The organism is Mycobacterium shunyiense (assembly GCF_058270035.1).
Genome location: NZ_JBZDPT010000002.1, coordinates 73,851 through 94,838, shown reverse-complemented (window position 1 = coordinate 94,838; position 20,988 = coordinate 73,851). Strand labels below are relative to the sequence as shown.

Below are 20,988 nucleotides of genomic sequence, written 5' to 3'. Positions count from 1 at the left end.
CGGACAGGTTTGCCCTGGCGGGCTCTGGGAACTCCTAGCTCATGTTGATCAGACGAATCGCCCGCCCCATGCTGTCTGCGACCTTCATCGCCCGAGGCGTCGAGACCCTGCGCGACCCGAGCACCTCCACCGAAGCGACACGCAGAACCCTGGGTGCGCTGAGTGCACTGCCCGGCCCCGTGGGTGCCGGGGTTCCGAACAACGCCGACACGGTCGCACGGGTCAACGCGGCGGTTCAGGTGGGCGGTGGGCTACTCCTGGCGCTCGGCCGGGCCCCTCGCCTCACCGCAGCGGCGCTGGCCATCACGATGATTCCGAGAAGCATTGGCTCACAGGCATTCCTGAAAGACACCGACCCGCAACACGCCGCGGCTCAGCGTCGTGAGTTTCTCACCGACGTGAGTCTGTTGGGCGGACTGATCATCGCCGCAGCCGACACGGCCGGCAAGCCGTCGTTGGCCTGGCGCGGACGCCGTGCGGCACGGAACGTCTCGGCCAGCGTCGCCGCCGTCGTTCCCGGTGTATCCGCAAGCAGTGACGCCCTCACCGACAGTGCGTTCGCCGAGAAGGTCGGTCAGGGCCTGGCCGTCGGTGCCGAACGCGGCCGCGAACTCGCCGATGCGGCAGTGGAACGGACGACTGAATGGGCGACCGAATTGGCGCAACTCGCGCGGGAACACGGTCCCGAGGTGGCCGACGCGGCCCGCGAACGCGCCACCGAGTTCGCCCACATCGCCCGTGAGCGGGCACCCGAACTCGCCGAGGCCGCGCGTGAACGCTCCGCTGCGCTGGCCGATGTCGCGCGAGCCCAACTCGAGCAGCGACGGAGTCGGTAGCGTTGACGGCATGAGTACGGGCGACTCTCCACCGGAATTCGGTCAGTACGGACAACCGGGCGGCTACCCACCGCCCTACGGCGGGCAAGTACCGGGTGGGTATCCCCCGCCCTACGGCACCCAGACCCCTGGCGGCTTGGGCCGGCGATGGCTGGCGCGCGTGATCGACGGGATCGTCGTCATGATCGGGGCGTTCTTCCTGTCGTTCGTCACCGACTCACTGTCGAGCTACTGGGTGACCGGTCTGTTCACCGGACTCCTCATGTTCATCTATTACGTGGCGTTCGAAGTGGGGATGGGGTCGACACCGGGCAAGAAGGTACTGGGGCTCGCAGTACACGGACCCGGCGGCACACCGAAGCCGACGGCCGCGCAGTCGGCGATTCGCAATGCCTTCACCCTGCTGACGATCATCCCGTGGGTGGGCGGCCTTCTGGCGGTCGTCGCGATGATCGTCATCGCAGTCACCATCAGCGGCAGCCCCACCAAACAGGGCAAGCACGACGAACTCGCCGGCGGAACACAGGTGGTCCGGGGCTGAGAACCCTTGCGTGAGGTGCCCGTTCACCGGGCACCTCACGTTTCGGGGTTCGGTTTACCGTCTCACACGACCAGCCCCAGCAAGAGGACGAAAACCAGACCGGATACCGACAGCACGGTTTCCATCAGCGACCAGGACTTGATGGTCTGGCCCACGGACATCCCGAAATATTCCTTCACGAGCCAGAATCCGGCGTCGTTGACGTGCGAGAAGAACAACGATCCGGCACCCACCGCGAGCACCACCAGGGATACCTGGCCGGTGCTCATCCCATCTACCAGGCCGAGCATGAGCGACGACGCGGTGATGGTGGCCACGGTGGCCGACCCGGTCGCCAACCGGATCAGTACGGCCAGCACCCACGCCAGCAGCACCACGGACAGATTGGCGCCCTTGGCCCATTCGGCGAGCAGGGTGCCGATTCCGGTGTCGACCAGAACCTGTTTGAATCCGCCGCCGGCCGCCACGATCAGGATGATGCCTGCCACCGGCGGCAGAGATGACTCGATGATCTTCACGATCTCGTCTCGGCTCATCTTGGCTCCGCCACCGAGAGTGAACATGCCGACGACCACCGCGATGAGCAACGCCATCAAGGGCTGGCCGAGGATGTCGAACGTCTGACGCAGCAGATGCGACTTGTCGTCGACCAGGATGTCGACGAGCGCCTTGCCCATCATCAGCGCGACGGGCAACAGCACGCTGAACATGGTGAGGCCGAACGTCGGCCGCGTCTTCGTCGCGGTCACCGTTCCCGCCGCGCCGGCGGTGCCATCGCCGTTCGATTGCCCGTCCGTAGGGTCCGCGGCGTCGAACCGGTCCGGGACCTCGAGAACGACCCAGCGTCCGGCCAACTTGCCGAACAACGGGCCTGCCACAACGATCGTCGGGATTGCCACCAGCACACCCAGCGCCAGCGTGACCCCGAGGTCGGCGTTGAGCAAGGAGATCGCAGCGACCGGTCCCGGATGGGGTGGAACAAATCCGTGCATGGCCGACAGGCCCGCCAGCGCAGGAATGCCGACCGTGATCAGGGAAAGTTGCGAACGGCGGGCCACCAGGTAGATCACCGGCATCAGCAGCACCAGGCCGATCTCGAAGAACATCGGCAGGCCGATGATCGCGCCCACCAACGCCATTGCCCACGGCAGCATCCGCGGTGACGCGTGTCCGACGATGGTGTCGACGATCTCGTCCGCTCCCCCGGAATCGGCCAACAGCTTGGCGAACATCGCACCGAGAGCGATCAAGATCCCGACGCTGGCGGCGGTGGACCCGAATCCGCTGGAGAACGAGGCGAGCACGTCGCTGATGTTCTCGCCCGCGGCCATGCCCACGGTCAGCGCGCCGAAGATCAGGGCCAGGAACGGATGCAGCTTGACGATCGTGATCAGCACGACGATCAGCGCGATGCCGGCCAGTGCGGCCAGGACCAACTGCGCGCCACCCGCCACCGGCTCAACCAGCTCCGTCCCGGCCGCGAGATGAGTGAGCGTCGAGGTCATCGGTTCTCCTGTTCGGTTGTCGCAGCGTCGCATTGGGCCACATATTCGTCGACGATGGCATCGATGCTCTGATCTACGTCGATGGCCACACCGGCCTCATCCCGTCCGAGCGGCTCCAGCGTCGCGAATTGGGAGTCCAGCAGCGTGGCCGGCATGAAATGTCCCGGCCGACTGGCCTGACGTCGGCGGATCACTTCGCGTGTGCCGCTCAGGTACAGAAACACGACGCCGGGACAGTGCCGCCGCAATTGGTCGCGGTATTTGTGTTTGAGTGCCGAGCAACTCATCACACCACCTTCGTGGTGCTCGGCGAGCCAGTCGCCGATCGCCTCCAGCCAGGGATAGCGATCGGCGTCGTCGAGAGCGTGGCCCGCCGACATCTTGGCGATGTTGGCGGCGGGGTGAAAGTCATCGCCATCGGCGAACGGAACGCGCATTCGCTGTGCCAGCGCGGCGCCTACTGTCGATTTCCCTGACCCCGATACGCCCATGACCACGACTGGTGAACCCATACATCCCTCACAATGTGTGTTTGCCGTCACACAGCATGAAGCAAAAAGCATACGTTTGCAAGAAAATCACGATTACATCTGTTTTTTAATGCTCAACGCGCAATATGACAGGATGTAATCGTGTCCTCGCCCTCAAACGTCGGCGCGCTGCATGCCAGCCTGCTGACCTCGCTCGGCACCGGAATCGTCTCCGGCGAGCTGGCGGCCGAGCAGGTGCTGACCCTGGACCGGCTCAGCGCCGAGCATGAGGTGTCCCGCAGCGTCGCGCGCGAGGTGATCCGGGTGCTCGAGTCGATGGGCATGGTCGAATCGCGACGCCGGGTCGGGATCACCGTCCAGCCGGCGCGCAAGTGGAACGTGTTCGACCCCAGGCTGATTCGGTGGCGCCTACAGGCCGGCGACCGGGCAGCGCTGCTGGCATCACTGTCGGAGCTGCGGCGCGGTTTCGAACCCGCTGCCGCGGCACTCGCCGCCCGACGGGCGAATCCGGACCAATGCCGGGTGCTGGCCGCCGCGGTGTCCGACATGGTGGTGCACGGGCGGTCCGGCAACCTCGACGCATACCTACTGGCGGACAAGGTATTCCATCGAACCCTGCTCGAGGCCAGCGGCAACGAGATGTTCCGCGCGCTCAACGACGTCGTAGCCGAGGTCCTGGCCGGACGCACCGAGCACGGCCTGATGCCGCACTCCCCCAATCCGGCCGCCATCGAGCTGCACGACGAGGTCGCCCGGGCCATCCGGCTGCGCGACGAAGACGCCGCGGAGCGGGCGATGCGGGCCATCATCGACGAGGCCGCCACCGCGGTGATCGATCCGGTCGGCCCCGATGCTTAACTAGCGGAATGACTCGCACTCCCGCGTTGGCACGTCGATTCTTCGAGCGGCTGGAGCCGGTACACGGAGTCACCTACTTCGCCCCCGAGCCCCGGGCGGCCTTCGATGCCGCGGGCTACCGCGGCTTCTGGATGGGGTACTTCGCCAGCCGCTCGGCTCCACTCGGCATCGTGGCGCCAGAAGTCGTGACGGCCGCGTTCTACAACTTCACCGCCGAGCGGGTTGCCAAGGCACTGCCGGCGGTCTGGGACATAGCAAGTCCGGCAACGCATTTGCAGATGCGATCGGACACGGCGGTCGCGGCGCTGCGTCGCTCCGGGGTGGCCGACTCCGAATCCACTCGTCTGGCCGCCGAGCTGACCGCGAAGGCAGCTCGCACCGCACCGCTGGAGGGGCGGCCGCTCTACGCCGCCAATCGGGCCTTGCCGTGGCCCGAGGAACCGATCGCGAAGCTCTGGCACGCGGTCACCCTGCTGCGCGAGCAACGCGGCGACTCCCACATCGCCGTGCTGGTCGCCGAGGGGATCAGCGGCCGAGAAAGCAATGTCCTGCATGCCGCGGCCGGCCGGGTGCCGCGCGAGATGATCATGCGCAGCCGCGACTACGACGACGAGCAGTGGGAGCATTACGTCGAGCGGCTGCGCTCCCGGGGCTGGCTGGACAGCCGGGGCGACCTGACCGACGCCGGGCGCGCCGTCAAGCAGGCAGTCGAGGACCGTACCGACGAGTTGTCGGTGGCGGCGCTGGACGCGTTGACCGACGACGAGATCACCACCCTGTTCGCGACGCTGACGCCGATCACCCGCCAGGTGGTGGCCGCCGGTGACGTGCCGGCCGCCACGCCCATGGGCCTGCGCCGCGACGATCTCGACGACGACAGCGCCCATCTGGGCTGACAGCCTCAGCGCGGGGCGTACATGATCAGGCCGACCCCGACGAGCGCCACAAGTGCGCCGGTGACATCCCAGCGGTCGGGCCGGAAGCCGTCGGCGGCCATGCCCCACAACAACGATCCTGCGATGAACACCCCGCCGTAGGCGGCCAGCACCCGACCGAAGTGGGCGTCGGGCTGGAACGCTGCGACGAAACCGTAGGCGCCGAGCGCGATCACGCCGGCCCCCATCCACATCCAGCCGCGGTGCTCCCGTACGCCCTGCCACACCAACCAGGCCCCGCCGATCTCCAACACCGCGGCCAGCACGAACAGCGCGATCGATTTGCCTACCATCACCACCTCAGCGTGCCGTGAAGGTGCACAAATGCCGAATCCTGCGCGGCGTGTCGCCGGCAGACCCGCACGCTCGCTACGCCTGGGGGTTCAGGCCACGCCGAGATAGGCGGCGCGAATACTGTCGTCCGCCAACAATTCCCGCGCAGCACCGGTGCGGGTGACACTGCCGGTCTCGAGGATGTAGGCCCGGTCCGAGCGGCTCAGTGCCTGTTGGGCGTTCTGCTCCACCAGCAGCACCGTGGTGCCCTGGGTGTTGATCTCGGAGATGATCTTGAAGATCTGTGAGATCACCATCGGTGCCAGTCCCATCGACGGTTCGTCGAGCAGCAGCACCCTGGGCCGGGCCATCAACGCGCGGCCGATGGCCAACATCTGCTGCTCCCCGCCCGAGAGGGTGCCGCCCACCTGGGAACGCCGCTCGGCCAGCCTCGGGAACGTCGTGAACACCCAGTCCAAACGCTCGTCGTGCTCGCCGCGGGACGCGAATTTGCGCCCATAGCAACCCATCTCCAGGTTTTCCACCACGGTCATACCGGGAAAGACCCCGCGTCCCTCCGGGGCCTGGATCAGCCCGTCGATGACGCGCTGGTGGGCTTTCACGCGCGAGATGTCGCGGCCCTCGAACCACACCGAGCCCGAGGTCAGCGACCGCAGGCCCGAGATCGCGCGCATCATGGTGGTCTTGCCGGCCCCGTTGGAGCCCAGCAGCGTGACCAGCTCTCCCTCGTGCACCACCAGTGAAACCCCGTGCAATGCCTTGATGCGGCCGTAGTGCACCACCGCGTCGCGCACCTCGAGCAGTACCGGGCGGCTGGTATCCGTCTGTGACAATTCAGGAGATGTCGTCATCGGGTACCCCCAGATAGGCGGCGATCACTCGCGGATCTTCACGGATCTCCGACGGTAGGCCGTCGGCGATCTTGCGGCCGAACTCCAGCACCACGATGCGGTCGGTCACGCCCATCACCAGTCGCATGTCGTGCTCGATCAGCAGCACCGTGTAGCCGTCGTCGCGGATCTTGCGGATCAACTCGATCAGCGAGGCCTTCTCGGCCGGGTTGAACCCGGCAGCCGGTTCGTCCAGGCACAGCAGCTTGGGCTCGGTGGCCAGCGCGCGGGCGATCTCGAGGCGCCGCTGATCCCCGTAGGGGAGGTTCTTTGCCTTCTCCTCGCCACGATGCACGATCCCGACAAAGTGCAGCAACGCCACGGCACGTTCGATCGCCGAGCGCTCCTCGCGACCGTGCCGCGGGGACCGCACCAAGGCACCCGGCACCGAGGTCTTGTGCCGCGCGTCGGTTCCCACCATCACGTTCTCCAGTGCGGTCATCTCGCCGAAGAGGCGGATGTTCTGGAAGGTGCGGGCGATACCCCGGCGGGTGATCTGGTGCCGTTTGATGCGGCCCAACGGGGCGCCGTCGAACACGACCGAACCCGAGCTGGGCCGGTACACACCGGTGATCGCGTTGAAGCACGTGGTCTTGCCCGCACCGTTGGGTCCGATCAGACCTAGGATCTCGCCGCGGCGGATGTTGAAACTGACCGAGTCCAGGGCCACCAGGCCACCGAACTTCACGGTGAGCTCCCGGGTCTCGAGCAGGATCTCACCTTCGGCGGCCTGGATGTCACGGTGAACCCCGGCCAGCTCCTCGACACTCTCGGTCACACCGGGCATGGACTCGCTCATCCCACCGGCTCCTTGTCTGCGGCACCGCGCAACAACCGTCGCGCCGATCTGCCATAGGTCAACAGCTGCTGGCGCACCGGGAACAGACCCTGCGGCCGGAAGATCATCAGCACCACCAGCGCCAAACCGAAGAACAGGTACTTGAGATCACCGAGGTTGATCCCGAGGAACTCGACCCCAAGGAGGCGGTTCGGCAGATACACCACGATGAAGGCGCCGAAGATCACGCCGAGCTTGTTACCCTGCCCGCCGAGCACGACCGCGCACAGGAACAACATCGAGTTGATGATGTTGAACGTCGGCGGTGCCACGTACTGGACCTGCCCGGCGTAGAGCGCACCTGCGAGCCCACCGATCGCGGCGCCGATCACGAAGGCCCACAGCTTGAACCGGAAGGTGTTGACGCCCATCACTTCTGCGGCGTCCTCGTCCTCACGGATGGCCACCCAGGCGCGCCCGACCCGGCTGCGTTCCAGGTTGCCGACCAACAGCAGGATCCCGATCATCAGGATCAGGCCCAGCCAGAACCACCACGTGCCGTAGTTGGCCTCACCGACCGAGTTGCCGCTGGAGAACACACCGTTGGGCAGCTTCTCGCTCTCCCCCACCCGCGGGTAGGCGACCTGATTGAGCCCACGTGAACCGTTGGTGATGTCGGACAGGTTGTCTGCGAGCAGCCGGATGATCTCACCGAAGCCGAGGGTGACGATGGCCAGGTAGTCGCCGCGCAACCGAAGTGTCGGCGTTCCCAGGATCAACCCGGCCAGCGCGGTGACGGCCATGGCCAACGGCACACAGGACAGCCACGCCCAGTCCTTGCTGAAGAAGCCGTCGGGGCCCACCCTGTTCCAGGGGCTGTCGGGGCTGGTCAACAAGGCGACGGTGTACGCGCCGACGGCATAGAAGCCCACATAACCCAGATCGAGGAGGCCGGCCTGACCGACGACGACATTGAGGCCGATCGCGATGACGGCGATCATCGCGAACTGCGCCATGGTGCCGCCAAAACTGATGCCAGGGGTGTTGAGGAAACTCGGGGTGAACAACGGCAGCAGCGCCAGTAGCCCGAAACCCACGACGCCGACAACCCATTTGGCCATCCGCGGAACGGTGGACCAGTATTCGCGGATGGCGTCGCCGGGGGCCAGTAGCGTCCTGGTCACCGAACCGGCCGATTCTGAACCGTGAGGCTCGCTCATACCCGTGCCTTCCCGAGGCTCTCACCGAGTATTCCGGTCGGCCGGAACAACAGCACCAGCACCAGCAGCACGAACGCCACGACGTCACGCCACTGCGTTCCAAACACCACCTGCCCGTAGTTCTCCATGATGCCCAACAGCAGACCGCCCAGCAGTGCGCCGCGGAGATTCCCGATGCCGCCCAGCACCGCCGCTGAGAACGCCTTGATGCCGAGCAGGAATCCGCCCGAGTAGATGATGCCCTGCGGCACCTTCAGAGTGAACAGCAGCGCGGCGACCCCGGCCAGCAGACCACCGAGCAGGAACGTGGACATGATGATCCGTTCCCGGGAAACCCCCATCAGCGTCGCTGTGGTCGGATCCTGTGCGACCGCACGGATTCCGCGTCCGAATTTGGTGCGGTTGATGGCGATGTCGGTCAGGAGCGCGACGACCAGGGCGGCACCGATGATGACCAGCGTGACGTTGGTGATCACGGCCTCGAACTTCGTGCCTTCGAACAACGTGAACTGAATCGTCGGCCGGACCAGCTTGATGGGCTGCTGCGCGTTGCTGCCGCCGTAGCCTTTCAAGATTTTCGGCAACACGAAATGCACGAATTCCTGCAGAACGAACGACATTCCGATCGCGGTGATGAGAAATGTCAATGCGCGGGCGTTACGTTTTCGCAGCGGCCGGTAGGCGATGAATTCGAGACCCGCGGCCGCCGTTCCGGACACCAGCATCGCGAAGACCATGGCAACACCGAGGTAGAACACCGTCAGCATCACGCCCTTGTCGTACGGCGTGCCGGGAGTGAACCCCAAGATGACGTCGAGGCAGAAGTACGTCCCGAACATGCCCAGCATGAAGATCTCGGAGTGGGCGAAGTTGATCAGCCGCAGGACGCCGAAGACCAGCGTGTAACCGACTGCCACCAGAGCGTAGATCGCACCCCACGACAGCCCGTCGACCGTCAGTTGGAGAAATCGGTCCTGCAATCCGTCCAGGTTGAAACTGATGTTGGCTGCCAGACAGGCGGACTGCTCGACGCACTGGTGGATCATCCGGCGGCGGCTCCTGACTCAAGGGGTGTGAAGCGAAACGCGTCCGAGTCCTGGGGACGGTCTCGGACGCGTTTCGCTCAAAGGGCTACTTGACTTCGTACATCCAGATCAAGTTCGTGGTCAGCTCGCCCTTGTCGGTCCACTGGTACTTGCGCGCCACACCTTGGCCTTCGTACTTGCGGACGTAATCCAGCATCGCCGGCCGCGTGATGGCACCCGAGTCGATGCCCTTGAGCAGGATGGTGCCCAGGTCATAGCCCTCGGTGCTGTAGGTGCCGGGCGCCTGGCCGAACTTCTTGGTGTACTCGTCGGCGAACGCCCCGGTCGCCGGGCCACACGGGCAGGACAGCAACGCGCCCTTCGACGCTTCGCCCGCCTGGTTGACGAACTGCTGATCCTTGGTGCCGTCGGCGCTGACGAACGTCGCCGTCACCCCGCCGTCCTTGAGCTGCTGCACGAACGGTGCGGCCTCGGAGTAGTAGCCACTGTAGAAGACCGAATCCGGGGCCGCGCTCTTGATCTGGGTGACCGCGGCCGAGAACTCCTTGTCCCCCTTCTTCACCGAGATGTTGCACGACGAATCAGCAACCGGGCCAAGGGTTTCACGCACGGCCTCGGCCAACCCCAGCCCGTAATCGGTGCTGTCGTCGACCACGCACACCTTCTTGTGGCCCAGCGTGTTCTTGAGATAGTTGGCCACCGAGGGACCCTGCACGCCGTCATTGGCCAGGCCTCGGAAGAACGTCCGCCACCCGTTCTCGCTCAACGTGACGTTGGTCGCCGAAGCGGTGGCGGCCACCAGGCCGGCCTGGTTGAACACATCGCCGGTGGCCTTGGTCTCCCCGGAGAACGCCGGCCCTACCAAGCCGATGATCATCGCGTCGTCGACGATCTGCGGCGCCACGCCGGTCGCCTTCTGCGGATCACCTTCAGTGTCAAAGCTCTTGAGCTGCACCTGGCAGCCGGCGTTCGCGGCGTTGTGCTTGTCGACAGCCAGTTGCACGCCGTTCTTGATGTTGATACCCAGCGCGGCGTCCGGACCGTTGAGCGCGCCCATCATGCCGAGCATCACGGGCGGGCAGACGGCCTTGCCGTCACCGGCGGGCTCGGCGGGCGCGACGTCCTGGGCGGCCTTGACCTCGGCACCGTTTTCGTCGATCTGGACCTTCTCGACGATCTTCAGATTGGTCTGCGATGCCCCGCCTTCCGGTGCGGACTGGTTACAGCCGGCAATCGCCAGGGCAACCACACCCGCACTTCCGAGAGCAAATGCTTTCCGTGCCACGCGACCGCGCACGCTTCACCTCCGGGTCAGAGTTGTCAGCGGTACCGACGCCCTGACCTTGCCAGGCCGGGGCGCCGGAGCTTCGGGTAGAACATAGCCAACCACCGGCCCGAGCGCGGGATGTTGAGTGAGGCTTCTTGCGCGTGTGCTGCCTGAACGCGGAATTTCGGCCCGGCAGAAACCCACAATTAACAACCGGGCCGGTCGGTCAGTTCTCCGGAGCCGGCGCTTCCTCGGATTCTTCCAACGTTTCCAGCACCACCTCGGCCACCCGCCGCATCGTGGTACGGCGGTCCATCGCGGCCCGCTGAATCCACTTGAAGGCCTCGGGCTCGGTCATCTGGTGTTTGCTCTGCAGCAAACCCTTGGCCCGCTCGACCAGCTTGCGGGTCTCCAGCCGGTCGCCCAACGTCGCAACCTCGTTCTCCAGCGCGGCGATCTCGCTGAACCGGCTGACCGCCACCTCGATGGCAGGGACCAGGTCGGTGATGCTGAACGGCTTGACCAGATACGCCATGGCCCCGGCGTCGCGGGCACGTTCGACCAGTTCACGCTGGCTGAACGCGGTCAGGATGACGATCGGGGCGATGCGCTTGCTGGCGATCTCCGAGGCCGCGTCGATCCCGTCGCGCCTGGGCATCTTGACGTCCATGATCACCAGGTCCGGGTGCAGGGCCTCGGCGAGCTCGACGGCCTCCTGGCCGTCGCCGGCCTCACCGACGACCTCGTAGCCCTCTTCACGGAGCATCTCGGCGAGATCGAGGCGGATGAGCGCCTCGTCCTCGGCGATGAGCACACGGCGGGGGCTGTCAGCGTCTTTCGGTGACCCGGTCATGGAGAACATTGTGTCGTGGAGGCCGCCGTTCGGCGAGCGCGGGGCCATCCTCTAAGGTGTAAACCCGCAGTACCGATCGGGACGCCCTCGTATCCCAACTGGCAGAGGAAACGGATTCAAAACCCGTACAGTGTGAGTTCGAATCTCACCGAGGGCACAAAGTGAGTCACTGGAAGGCAGTGAGGCAGACGAACAGCGCGGCGGGGACATATCCGACCAGCGCAGCGCCGAACAGAGTGCTCAGGACTTTCCCCAACCTGGTCTTCCTGATCACTGCTGCCCAGATCAACCCGCCGTAGCCGAGTACCGCCAGCACCCCACTGAGCACCGCTCCCCCTCGTGCCCGCATCGCCTCCGCGGTCGACGGGTAGCGGCCGTCCATCAGGTTCGACGTCAGGGCATCGCTGCTCAACACGACGTAGATCACCGCGAAGGAAGCCAGCAGGATCACAGACGCGGCCATGGCGACCATCGTGGAAATCTTCTGCCTGCTGTCGGGACGTTCCACCACAGGCACGGACGCTACGGCACGAGGCCTGCGGAAAGCGGTTGCACCGCTGGGTCGTAGCTTGGGACCAAACGCACCCGCCTGGTGGGTGCCCGACGGTAGGTTGAGCCGTGCGCTGCGTTGCGCCCGCCGGCGGTCGATGCCGCGGCGGACGACAGGAGGATCGTGAAAGCCGTTGCGAGAGTAGTCGGATTCGGGCTTGTTGAGCTCACCGTGTTCGGCCTGGTGCTGTTCTTGCTCGCGGGGACTTTCGACTACTGGCAAGCCTGGGCTTTTCTGGTGGTGTTCGCCCTCTCGACGTGGATCCCGAGCATCTTCCTGCAACGCGCGGACCCCGCCGCGCATCAACGCCGCAAACGCGCCGGGCCTGCCGCCGAAAGCCGCACGCTGCAAAAGATCCTCATCGCCGGGTGGTACGCCTCGTTGGCAGCCATGGTGGTGGTCAGCGCGCTCGACCATCGCTTCAGTTGGTCCTCGGTGCCCGCGGCCATCTGCGTCGCCGGTGACGTTCTGGTGGCCGTCGGACTGGGCGTCACGAGCCTGGTGGTCATCCAGAACAGCTTCGCGGCCTCCACCGTTCAGGTGGAGACAGGCCAGCAGCTCGTGTCCACCGGCCTGTACGGGCTCGTACGCCACCCCATGTACACCGGCAACGTGCTGACCATCGTCGGCTTCCCGCTCGCGCTCGGGTCCTACTGGGGGCTCCTGCCCGTCGTCCCCGGACTCATGATGCTCGTCATCCGTATCCGCGATGAAGAGAAGCTGCTGGTCGAGCAACTGGACGGATACCGCGAATACGCGCAGAAGGCGCGATACCGCCTCGTGCCCTACATGTGGTGATCGCCGCGCTCATCCCATCGGGGTGGGCGCGGCGATCGCTCACTGAGCGGGGGCGTTTTCCAGGTGCTGAGCCAAGCTCCGCACCGACGGGGCGCCGAGCAACGTGAGCACCGTCAATTCGACATCGAGAGCTGCGTTGATCGCCGCGACGGCACGCATCGCGGAAATCGAATCGCCGCCGGAAGCGAAGAACGACTCCTCCACTCCGATGCGGTCCACCCCCAGCACCTCGGCGTAGATGCTCGCGACAATCTGCTCGACCAACGTGGCCGGAGGGCAATAGGCACCATTGGTCTCGTCGGCCCCGGATGCCCGCAGCGGCATGGCCTCTGGCTGAGGGGAGACCGCCTTGCCACTCCAGCCGTGCAGCCACCGTTGCCCGGAACCTTTGACGAGGTCCAACGCCGACAAGCGGCGCCCCGGATGGGCGGTCATCTCCACCAACACCTTCTTGAACCGCTCCATCAACGCGTCGATGGAGTCCGCGTCGAACACATCGGTGTCGTATTGGACGCGCAGTTCCAGCTCGCGGCCCGGCCCGGCCTGCACCGAGATCGGGTAGTGGTAGTAGTCGCGGCTGCTGAAACCGGTGATGGCCAACCCGTCGCCACCGGGTTGTGTCCCGGCGTCGGTCGGATAGTTCTCATAGACGAAGACCGTGTCGAACAGCCTGTCCTGGCCGGTGATGCGGTGGATGTCGCTGAGCGCCACATGCTGATGCTCAAGGGTGTCGTTGTGCGCACTCTGCAACTGATCCAGCAGATCGCCGGTAGTCGTGTCCGGTGTGAAGGTGGCCCGCACCGGCACCGTGTTGATCAGCAGACCCACCATCGAATCCGCACCGTCGACTTCGGCGGGCCGACCCGAGACGACGGTGCCGAATGCCACATCGGACTGGCCGGTCAGTGAGCTCAGCAGCATTGCCCAGGCACCCTGCAACACCACGTTGACCGTGGTGTGATGCGAACGTGCCAGCTTCGTGAGCGCCCGCGTGGTCTTCGCCGGTACCCGATACGAATCGACCCGACGTTCCCCGAACCGCAACTTCTGCGGCGGCCCAACGAGAATCGGGGTGTCGAACCCGGCCAGCACCTCACGCCACGCGGCGTGCGCGGCAGGACGATCGCGTTCGGCCAGCCACGTCATGAACCTGCGGTACGGCGAGGCCGCGGGCAACCGCAGCCCGTGGTAGCCGGCGAAGATCTCCTGCATCAGAATCGGCATCGACCAGCCGTCCAACACGATGTGGTGATTGGTCAGGATGAAGCGGTGGCGGTTGCCCGAGAAGCGGATGAGTGCGGCCCGGAAGGCGGGTTGGTTCCCGAGGTCGCACACCGCCGCACGCTCGGCCGCAAGGATCTCCTCGATCTCTGCATCGATGCCAATGCCGTTGGCGTCCAACTCGATATACCGCCAGGGCGTCACGGGGTCAGCGGGAATTGCCTGCACGGGCTGCTCGAATTGTGGACAGAAGCGGGCCGCCAGATGCGGATGCCGGCCGACCACGGTCTGCACGGCATCGTGGAGCTGGCTCACGTCGAGCGGGCCGCTCAGTGCGAGATCCAGCTGCACCGCATAGACGTCGTCTCCGGAGCTGCTGGCGACACCGGCGTGATACAGGAGTCCTTCCTGCAATGGCGTCAGTGGCAGCACATCGGAAATGGGAGATTCACCGTGCAGCGCGTCGATCTGCTGCTGGCTCAGCCGAACCGGGGCGATGTCGGACGGGGTCAGCCCGCCTCCACCTCGCCTGACATGGGCGCAGATACCCGCCAGGGCGTCGAACCACAGGCGGCTGATCCGTGTGACAGCGGTGTGGTCGAGTGCCGACGGCGCAAACGTCCAGGTGGCGTTCAGATGTGGGCCGGTGTCGGTGTCGATCGTGACTGCGTTGAGCTCGACGGAGTGCGCCAGCGCAATGGGTATCGCCCCGGCGGCGCCGGTCATCGACAAGCCGTCCTGGCTGAACCGCCACACATCACCCGACGCGAATGCAGCCGGAGAACCGAGCCGCCCGAGGTAGTTGAACCCGATCACGGGATCCGATCCCGCCAGGTCCAGGTCGGGGTTGAGATAGCGCAGCAGACCATAGGTCAGCCCGTCGGGCAGCTCTCGAAGCTGCTCTTTGGCTTCTTTGATCACCGCACCGAGCGCGGCGTCACCGGCCACCACCTGCGTCCAACGCAGCCCGCCTCCACGGGCTCCAAAGCTCAATGACACCGGGTACTTGGTGGTGAACCATCCGACCGTGCGCGACAGGTCGACATCTCGATCATCGGCGCCACCCAACCCGGCCAATTCCTCTTGGCGCCCATGACCTTCCACGTCGATGGCGACCGGCGCGCCGCCGGTCCCCAGGTACTGAGTCCAGGCGAGGGCAAAGGCGATCAACAGGATCTCCTGCACGCCGGCGTGAAATGCCGCGGGCACCTCGCCGAGCAGCATGCGCGTGGTCTCGACGTCCAGAAACTCCGTGAGATACCCGGCGGTGGCGAACGTATCCTCCGCCGGCCGGGGTGCCGGCAACGGGGCCGGGACGGACGTCACCTGCCGCCACGCGTCCGCGTGGCCGACGACGTCCGGGTGCTGCGCATGCTCGGCAAGCAGGTCGGCCCAACCGGTGAACGACGTTCCGGCAGGCGGCAACAGCACCGGCTGCCCGCCGCGATGCTGGGTCCAGGCGATGTTGAGATCCTCCAGCACGATTCGCCATGACACCCCGTCGATGGCCAGATGGTGAACGACCAACGCCAGTTGGCCCGTGGTCGAACTCCACAACGCGCTCAACATCGCTCCGGCAGCAGGATTCAACCGCGACCGGGCCGCCGCCAGCGCGTCTTCCGTCAGCACGTCCACGGTGTGCAGGTAGTCGCGGGCATCCACCCCGTCCGCCTGCGGCACCGTGAGAGACCAACCGCCCGATCCGTCGTCCCCCGCCCGCAATCGGAGCATGCCGTGCCGATCGAGCAAGGCCTGCAACAGGACTACGACGTCGTCCTCGGCGGCACCCGTCGGGGCCTGCAGCACCACAGTCTGATTGAACTCATCGACCGGGCCGTCAGGAGTTTCCAGGTCCTTCAACCACCGCATGATCGGGGTCGGCACGACCCGTCCGAGTCCCTCGTCGATCTCGCCGCCCGTGCCGCCGGCCATCCTGACCACCCGCGCCAACCGGGCGACGGTCTGCTGGACGAAGATGTCGCGCGGACGACCGGTCAGGCCGGCACCGTGCGCCCGCCAGATCACCTGCATGGCCGAAATACTGTCGCCACCAAGATCGAAGAACGAGTCGTCGACTCCGACCTGCTCCAGTCCGAGGACTTGCGCGAAGATGCCGGCCAAGATCTCCTCGAGTTCAGTGGCCGGGGCGCGGTAGTGGTCGACGTCTTGATATTCGGGTGCCGGCAGGGCGCGAGTGTCGAGCTTGCCGTTGACCGTCAAGGGCAACGCCTCGACAACGACGATCGCGGTGGGCACCATGTAGGGCGGCAACTTCTCGCCCAACGTGGCGCGCAGATCAGCGGGATCGCAGTCTCCGGTGATGTAACCGACCAGGCGCTTGTCGCCGGGACGGTCCTCCCGGGCGATCACCACCGCCTGCTCGACACCGTCCAAAGCCATCAGCGCCGACTGGATCTCACCCAACTCGATCCGGTAGCCACGAATCTTGACCTGCTCATCGGCGCGGCCCAGGTACTGCAGCTCTCCGTCCGATCGCCAACACACCAGATCGCCGGTGCGATACATCCGCTGTCCCGGCGCTCCGAACGGGCATGCCACGAACCTCGACGAGCTCAACCCGGCCCGGCCCACATATCCGGCGCCCAAACCGGCGCCGGCCACATACAATTCCCCCACCACGCCGACCGGGACCGGCTGCAATGCGCGATCGAGCACGAAGAACGCAAGATGGTCCAGCGGCACACCGATCGGGCTGACACTGCCCTCGACATCGGCGGCGGTGATCTCACGGAACGAGGCGTGCACCGTTGTCTCGGTGATCCCGTACATGTTGATCAACCGCGGTAACACCGGATGGTCCTGCAACCACTCACCCAGCCGCGCAGGCTCGAGCGCCTCACCACCGAACACCACCAACTCGAGATGAAGTTCAGACTCCAACGTGGCGGAAAGCTCATCCGCGGTCTGCAAGGCATAGAACGCCGACGGCGTCTGGCTCAACACATTGACGCGTTCATCGACCAGCAACGCATGGAACTCTTCAGACGACCGCGCCACCGAATCGGACACCACCACCAATCGCCCACCGTGCAGCAGGGCGCCGAAGATCTCCCAGACCGAGAAGTCGAAAGCCAGCGAATGACTTTGTGACCAGACCAGATCGGCCGACAGCTTCAGATCGGTATCCAGCGCCTCAAGCAGACGGATCACGTTGCGATGCGGGATCGCAACACCCTTCGGCACGCCGGTGGTGCCCGAGGTGTAGATCAGATAGGCGACGTCGTCAGGTGTGGGTCCACCAGGTGGTGCGCCACTGGGCCGGGAGGCGGTCGGAGCCTCGTCGACGGCGATCACCGCCAACCCGTGCGCGCTCAGTCGGCCGGCCAGATCGGTGGTGGTGACCACGGCAACCGGCGCGGAATCGGCGAGTACGAACTCCAACCGCGAGTCGGGCACCGCAGGATCGACAGGCACATAGGCCGCGCCGGTCTTGAGTACCGCGAAAATCGCGACGATCGACTCGATCGACCGGGTGAACAGTAACGCCACCCGATGCCCGGGACCCACCCCGTGCTCGACAAGCAGGTGCGCCAACCGATTTGCCGCCTGATCGAGCTCCCCGTAGGTGATCCGGCTCCCCTCGAAACTGACGGCCACCGCGCCAGGGTCGCGGGCCACCTGCGCCTCGAACAGTGCCGGAATGGACATCGGTGCAGGTACCGGGCGGGTCAGCGTCGCCCGGTTGCCCACCTCGTCAAGTCGCTTCTGCTCGTCGGCATCGAGCACATCGATCGCGGACAAACGGCGGGTCTCGTCGTCGGCCATCGCCTCGAGCACCCGTTGTAACCGATCGACCAACGCTTCGATGCTGTCGCCGTCGAACAGGTCGGTGCGGAACTCCACGGTCCCGGAAATTCCTGCCGCCTCGCCGGTTTCGGTCCAACGCTCGGCCAGCGAGAAAGACAGATCCATCCTGGCGGTGTGGGTGTCCAGCGGTAGCTGAGTGACCTGCAGGTCCCCCAGCGCCACCCTCCCGCCGGAATCACCGGTCGCTCCGGGAACGTTCTGCCAGGCCAGCATCACCTGCACCAACGGGTGATAGGCCAGAGACCGGGACGGATTGAGCCGCTCGACGAGCACCTCGAAGGGCACATCCTGGTGCTCGAATGCACCGAGACTGCGCGCCCGTACCTGCGCCAGAAGGTCGGCAACGCTGGGATCTCCTGCGAGATCCACGCGCAGCACCAACGTGTTGACGAAGAACCCGATCAGCTCATCGAGGGCAGGGTCGCGACGTCCGGCGATCGGGAATCCCACCGCCACATCGGAACTCGAGCTGAGCTTCGAAAGCAGTACCGCCAGGGCAGCCTGCATGACCATGAACTTGGTCGCGTTGTGATCGCGGGCCAGGTGGGCCACCTGCTGCTGCAGAGCGGCAGGCCACTCCACATCGACTCGGTCGCCGTTCTGATCGGCGACCAAGGGATAGGGCCGGTCGGTCGGCAATGCCAAGCGCTCGGGCATCCCGGCCAGGTTGTCCCCCCAGAATCCCAATTGCTCAGAGATACGGCTGGCGCTGTCCTCCAGATCGCCGAGCTGCGCGCGCTGCCACAAGGTGTAATCCGCGTACTGGACCGGCAAGGGCTGCCAGCCGGGAGCCTGCCCCGCACACCGTCCGGCGTAGGCGACGCCCAGATCAGCCACCAGCGGAGTGATCGACCAACCGTCGGCGGCGATGTGGTGCACCACCGCCACCAGCACGTGCTCGTCGTCTGCCGTCCGAAACACCCTTGCCTGCAGGGGGATCTCGTTGGCGAGGTCGAAGCTGTGCCGCGCCGCCTGCTCGATCCCCTCCTGCAACCGGTCGGCCGTCCAACCGACGGCATCGATGACTTCCCAGCCGAATTCCGTTTGGTCGGCGGGAACGATCAGCTGTTGAGGCGTGCCGTCTACCGTCGGGAACAACGTGCGCAGGCTCTCGTGGCGCTCTAATACGTCGGCGAACGCCGCACCGAGGGCATCGACATCGAGCGGACCGTTGAGGCGCAGCCCGGCCGCCAGGTTGTAAACCGGTGACGGCCCGTTCAATTGGTCGATGAACCACAGTCGGCTTTGCGCGAAGGACAGCGGCATCACCGCCGGCCGCTCGCCGGCCACCAAGGGCTGTTGTCGACCTTCGTCAGCACCGATACGAGGCGTCAATCGAGCGACCGTAGGAGCCTCGAATATGACCCGCTCATCCAGTCCGGCGTCCAGGGTCCGATTGAGCGCAGCGACCAATCGCATGGCCTGCAGCGAATCTCCCCCGAGATCGAAGAATGAGTCGTCCATGCCGACTCGGTCCAACCCGAGGACCTGGGCGTAGATGCCCGCCACGATCTCCTCGGTGGGCGTGGTCGGAGCGCGGTAATCGTCGATGTGCTGGAATTCGGGTGCAGGCAAAGCCTTTTTGTCGAGCTTGCCGTTGACGGTCAACGGGAACGCATCCAAGGCAACCACGGCCGTGGGCACCATGTAGGGCGGCAGCGTCTCCCCCAGCGCCACCCGCGCCACGGACGGGTCGGCGGAGCCGATCAGATAACCGACCAGCCGCTTGTCCCCGGGACGGTCCTCCCGGGCGATCACCACCGCCTGCTCGACACCCTCCAAAGCCATCAGCGCCGACTGGATCTCACCCAACTCGATCCGATAGCCACGAATCTTGACCTGCTCATCGGCACGTCCCAGATACTGCAGCTGTCCATCTGTGCCCCAGCGCACCAGATCGCCGGTGCGATACATCCGCCTAGCCTGTGCGCCCTCGCTGCCGAACGGGCAGGCCACAAATCGCGTCGAACTCAACGGAGCCCGGCCCACATAGCCATAACCCAAACCCGCACCGGCCACGTACAACTCGCCCACCACACCGGCAGCCACCGGGCGCAACCGGCCGTCCAGCACGAAAAACGCCAGATCCGCCAACGGTCCACCGATCGGCGAGATCGCATCTTCCAGATCGGCCGCGGTGATCTCACGGAACGAGGCGTGCACCGTCGTCTCGGTGATCCCGTACATGTTGATCAACCGGGGCGATTCCGGATGTACGGCCAACCACGCCCCGAGGCGGGACGGATCCAGCGCCTCTCCGCCGAACACCACCACTTCGAGGGCCGGCCGGTTCTCCGGCCGGTCCGTGTCCACGGCAGCCAACGCATAGAACGCCGACGGAGTCTGACTCAACACACTGACCCGCTCAGCGACCAACAAGGTATGGAACTCCTCGGCCGAACGGGTCACCGATTCGGGCACCACGACGAGCCGCGCACCGTGCAGCAGCGCACCGAAGATCTCCCACACCGAGAAGTCGAACGCCAACGAATGACACTGTGCCCATACCTGACCCGACGACAACGCCACATCGCGATCGATTGCATCCAACAACCGCGTCACATTCCGATGCGGAATCGCCACGCCCTTGGGCACACCCGTGGTACCCGAGGTGTAGATCAGATACGCGACATCTTCGGGGGCAGGTTCGATCAGTGGGTCGGTGTCCGGCCGGCAGCTCATCGCGGGATCGTCGACGTCGATCACCGTCAACCCACGCCCACTCAGCCGATCCAACAGATCGGCGGTGCTGACCACTGCTACCGGCGCTGAATCAGCGAGGACGAATTCTATGCGTGCATCCGGCACCGACGGATCGATCGGCACGTACGCCGCACCGGTTTTGAGCACACCCAGGATCGCCACGATGGCCTCAACCGAGCGTGGAAACAGCAGCGCAACCCGCTGCCCCGGACCGACACCGCGCTCGACAAGCAAGTGCGCCAACCGATTCGCAGCCCGATCGAGGTCCCTGTACGTGATGTGGCGCCCGGCGCAGCTGACGGCAACCGCAGCCGGATCACGAGCCACCTGTGCGGCGAACAACACCGGAATTGCCGCTGACGACATCGGCGTCG

16 protein-coding genes and 1 tRNA gene (1 of these 17 cut by a window edge) are annotated in these 20,988 nt (G+C 65.6%); 6 read left to right on the top strand and 11 right to left on the bottom strand.

Translation table 11 applies throughout. From position 1 onward, the window contains the following. Positions 1–41: 41 nt before the first annotated feature. Complete coding sequence (locus AC4ELS_RS02320) at positions 42–836, top strand: DoxX family membrane protein (protein WP_064881506.1); 795 nt, start codon at positions 42–44, stop codon at positions 834–836. Positions 837–846: 10 nt separating this feature from the next. Continuing rightward, positions 847–1,377, top strand: a complete 531-nt coding sequence (locus AC4ELS_RS02315; RefSeq protein ID WP_055114004.1) for an RDD family protein — start codon at positions 847–849, stop codon at positions 1,375–1,377. Positions 1,378–1,439: 62 nt separating this feature from the next. Here the strand turns inward: AC4ELS_RS02315 and AC4ELS_RS02310 are convergent, their stop codons facing one another. After that, positions 1,440–2,882, bottom strand: a complete 1,443-nt coding sequence (locus AC4ELS_RS02310; RefSeq protein ID WP_499045630.1) for a GntP family permease — start codon at positions 2,880–2,882, stop codon at positions 1,440–1,442. Continuing rightward, on the bottom strand, positions 2,879–3,394 hold the full coding sequence (locus tag AC4ELS_RS02305) for a gluconokinase (RefSeq protein WP_499045627.1): 516 nt from the start codon (positions 3,392–3,394) through the stop codon (positions 2,879–2,881). Before AC4ELS_RS02305 ends, AC4ELS_RS02310 begins: the two co-directional genes overlap by 4 nt. A 120-nt stretch (positions 3,395–3,514) precedes the next feature. On the opposite strand from AC4ELS_RS02305, the gene AC4ELS_RS02300 reads away from it, so the two are divergent. Together AC4ELS_RS02300 and AC4ELS_RS02295 are read left to right on the top strand one after the other, a co-directional pair. Continuing rightward, positions 3,515–4,231 (top strand): FadR/GntR family transcriptional regulator, encoded by a 717-nt coding sequence (locus AC4ELS_RS02300; protein WP_064881512.1) that lies wholly within the window; start codon positions 3,515–3,517, stop codon positions 4,229–4,231. Positions 4,232–4,239: 8 nt separating this feature from the next. Continuing rightward, a complete protein-coding gene (locus tag AC4ELS_RS02295) occupies positions 4,240–5,127 on the top strand; it encodes an SCO6745 family protein (RefSeq protein WP_064881514.1) in 888 nt (295 codons plus the stop codon). Between the two features lie 5 nt (positions 5,128–5,132). Here AC4ELS_RS02295 and AC4ELS_RS02290 read toward each other — a convergent pair whose 3' ends face one another. The 7 genes from AC4ELS_RS02290 to AC4ELS_RS02260 form a co-directional block, all read right to left on the bottom strand. Beyond that, on the bottom strand, positions 5,133–5,459 hold the full coding sequence (locus AC4ELS_RS02290; protein ID WP_064934896.1) for a YnfA family protein: 327 nt from the start codon (positions 5,457–5,459) through the stop codon (positions 5,133–5,135). Between the two features lie 90 nt (positions 5,460–5,549). Continuing rightward, positions 5,550–6,311: an ABC transporter ATP-binding protein gene (locus AC4ELS_RS02285; protein ID WP_064958675.1), complete on the bottom strand. Its 762-nt coding sequence runs from the start codon at positions 6,309–6,311 to the stop codon at positions 5,550–5,552. Next, positions 6,295–7,149, bottom strand: coding sequence for an ABC transporter ATP-binding protein (locus AC4ELS_RS02280; RefSeq protein ID WP_499045623.1), 855 nt, complete (start codon positions 7,147–7,149; stop codon positions 6,295–6,297). The genes AC4ELS_RS02285 and AC4ELS_RS02280 overlap by 17 nt, the downstream gene beginning before the upstream one ends. Then, on the bottom strand, positions 7,146–8,348 hold the full coding sequence (locus AC4ELS_RS02275) for a branched-chain amino acid ABC transporter permease (protein WP_498883276.1): 1,203 nt from the start codon (positions 8,346–8,348) through the stop codon (positions 7,146–7,148). Before AC4ELS_RS02275 ends, AC4ELS_RS02280 begins: the two co-directional genes overlap by 4 nt. Then, complete coding sequence (locus AC4ELS_RS02270; RefSeq protein WP_064881522.1) at positions 8,345–9,394, bottom strand: branched-chain amino acid ABC transporter permease; 1,050 nt, start codon at positions 9,392–9,394, stop codon at positions 8,345–8,347. Before AC4ELS_RS02270 ends, AC4ELS_RS02275 begins: the two co-directional genes overlap by 4 nt. Before the next feature lie 85 nt (positions 9,395–9,479). Continuing rightward, positions 9,480–10,691: a branched-chain amino acid ABC transporter substrate-binding protein gene (locus AC4ELS_RS02265; protein WP_064881524.1), complete on the bottom strand. Its 1,212-nt coding sequence runs from the start codon at positions 10,689–10,691 to the stop codon at positions 9,480–9,482. Positions 10,692–10,887: 196 nt separating this feature from the next. Next, entirely contained in the window at positions 10,888–11,514 is a 627-nt protein-coding gene (locus AC4ELS_RS02260) for a two-component system response regulator PdtaR (RefSeq protein ID WP_064881559.1), read from the bottom strand. Positions 11,515–11,597: 83 nt separating this feature from the next. On the opposite strand from AC4ELS_RS02260, the gene AC4ELS_RS02255 reads away from it, so the two are divergent. Beyond that, positions 11,598–11,671, top strand: a tRNA-Leu gene (locus AC4ELS_RS02255). A 9-nt stretch (positions 11,672–11,680) separates the two neighbouring features. Here AC4ELS_RS02255 and AC4ELS_RS02250 read toward each other — a convergent pair. Then, a complete protein-coding gene (locus AC4ELS_RS02250; protein WP_499045621.1) occupies positions 11,681–11,977 on the bottom strand; it encodes a hypothetical protein in 297 nt (98 codons plus the stop codon). A 210-nt stretch (positions 11,978–12,187) separates the two neighbouring features. On the opposite strand from AC4ELS_RS02250, the gene AC4ELS_RS02245 reads away from it, so the two are divergent. After that, a complete protein-coding gene (locus AC4ELS_RS02245; RefSeq protein WP_448447310.1) occupies positions 12,188–12,862 on the top strand; it encodes a methyltransferase family protein in 675 nt (224 codons plus the stop codon). Positions 12,863–12,901: 39 nt separating this feature from the next. Here the strand turns inward: AC4ELS_RS02245 and AC4ELS_RS02240 are convergent, their stop codons facing one another. Then, on the bottom strand, positions 12,902–20,988 hold the 3' portion of the coding sequence (locus AC4ELS_RS02240) for an amino acid adenylation domain-containing protein (RefSeq protein WP_499045620.1). 103 nt of this gene lie beyond the right edge of the window; only the last 8,087 of its 8,190 coding nucleotides appear in the window; its start codon lies beyond the right edge, outside the window; it ends in the stop codon at positions 12,902–12,904.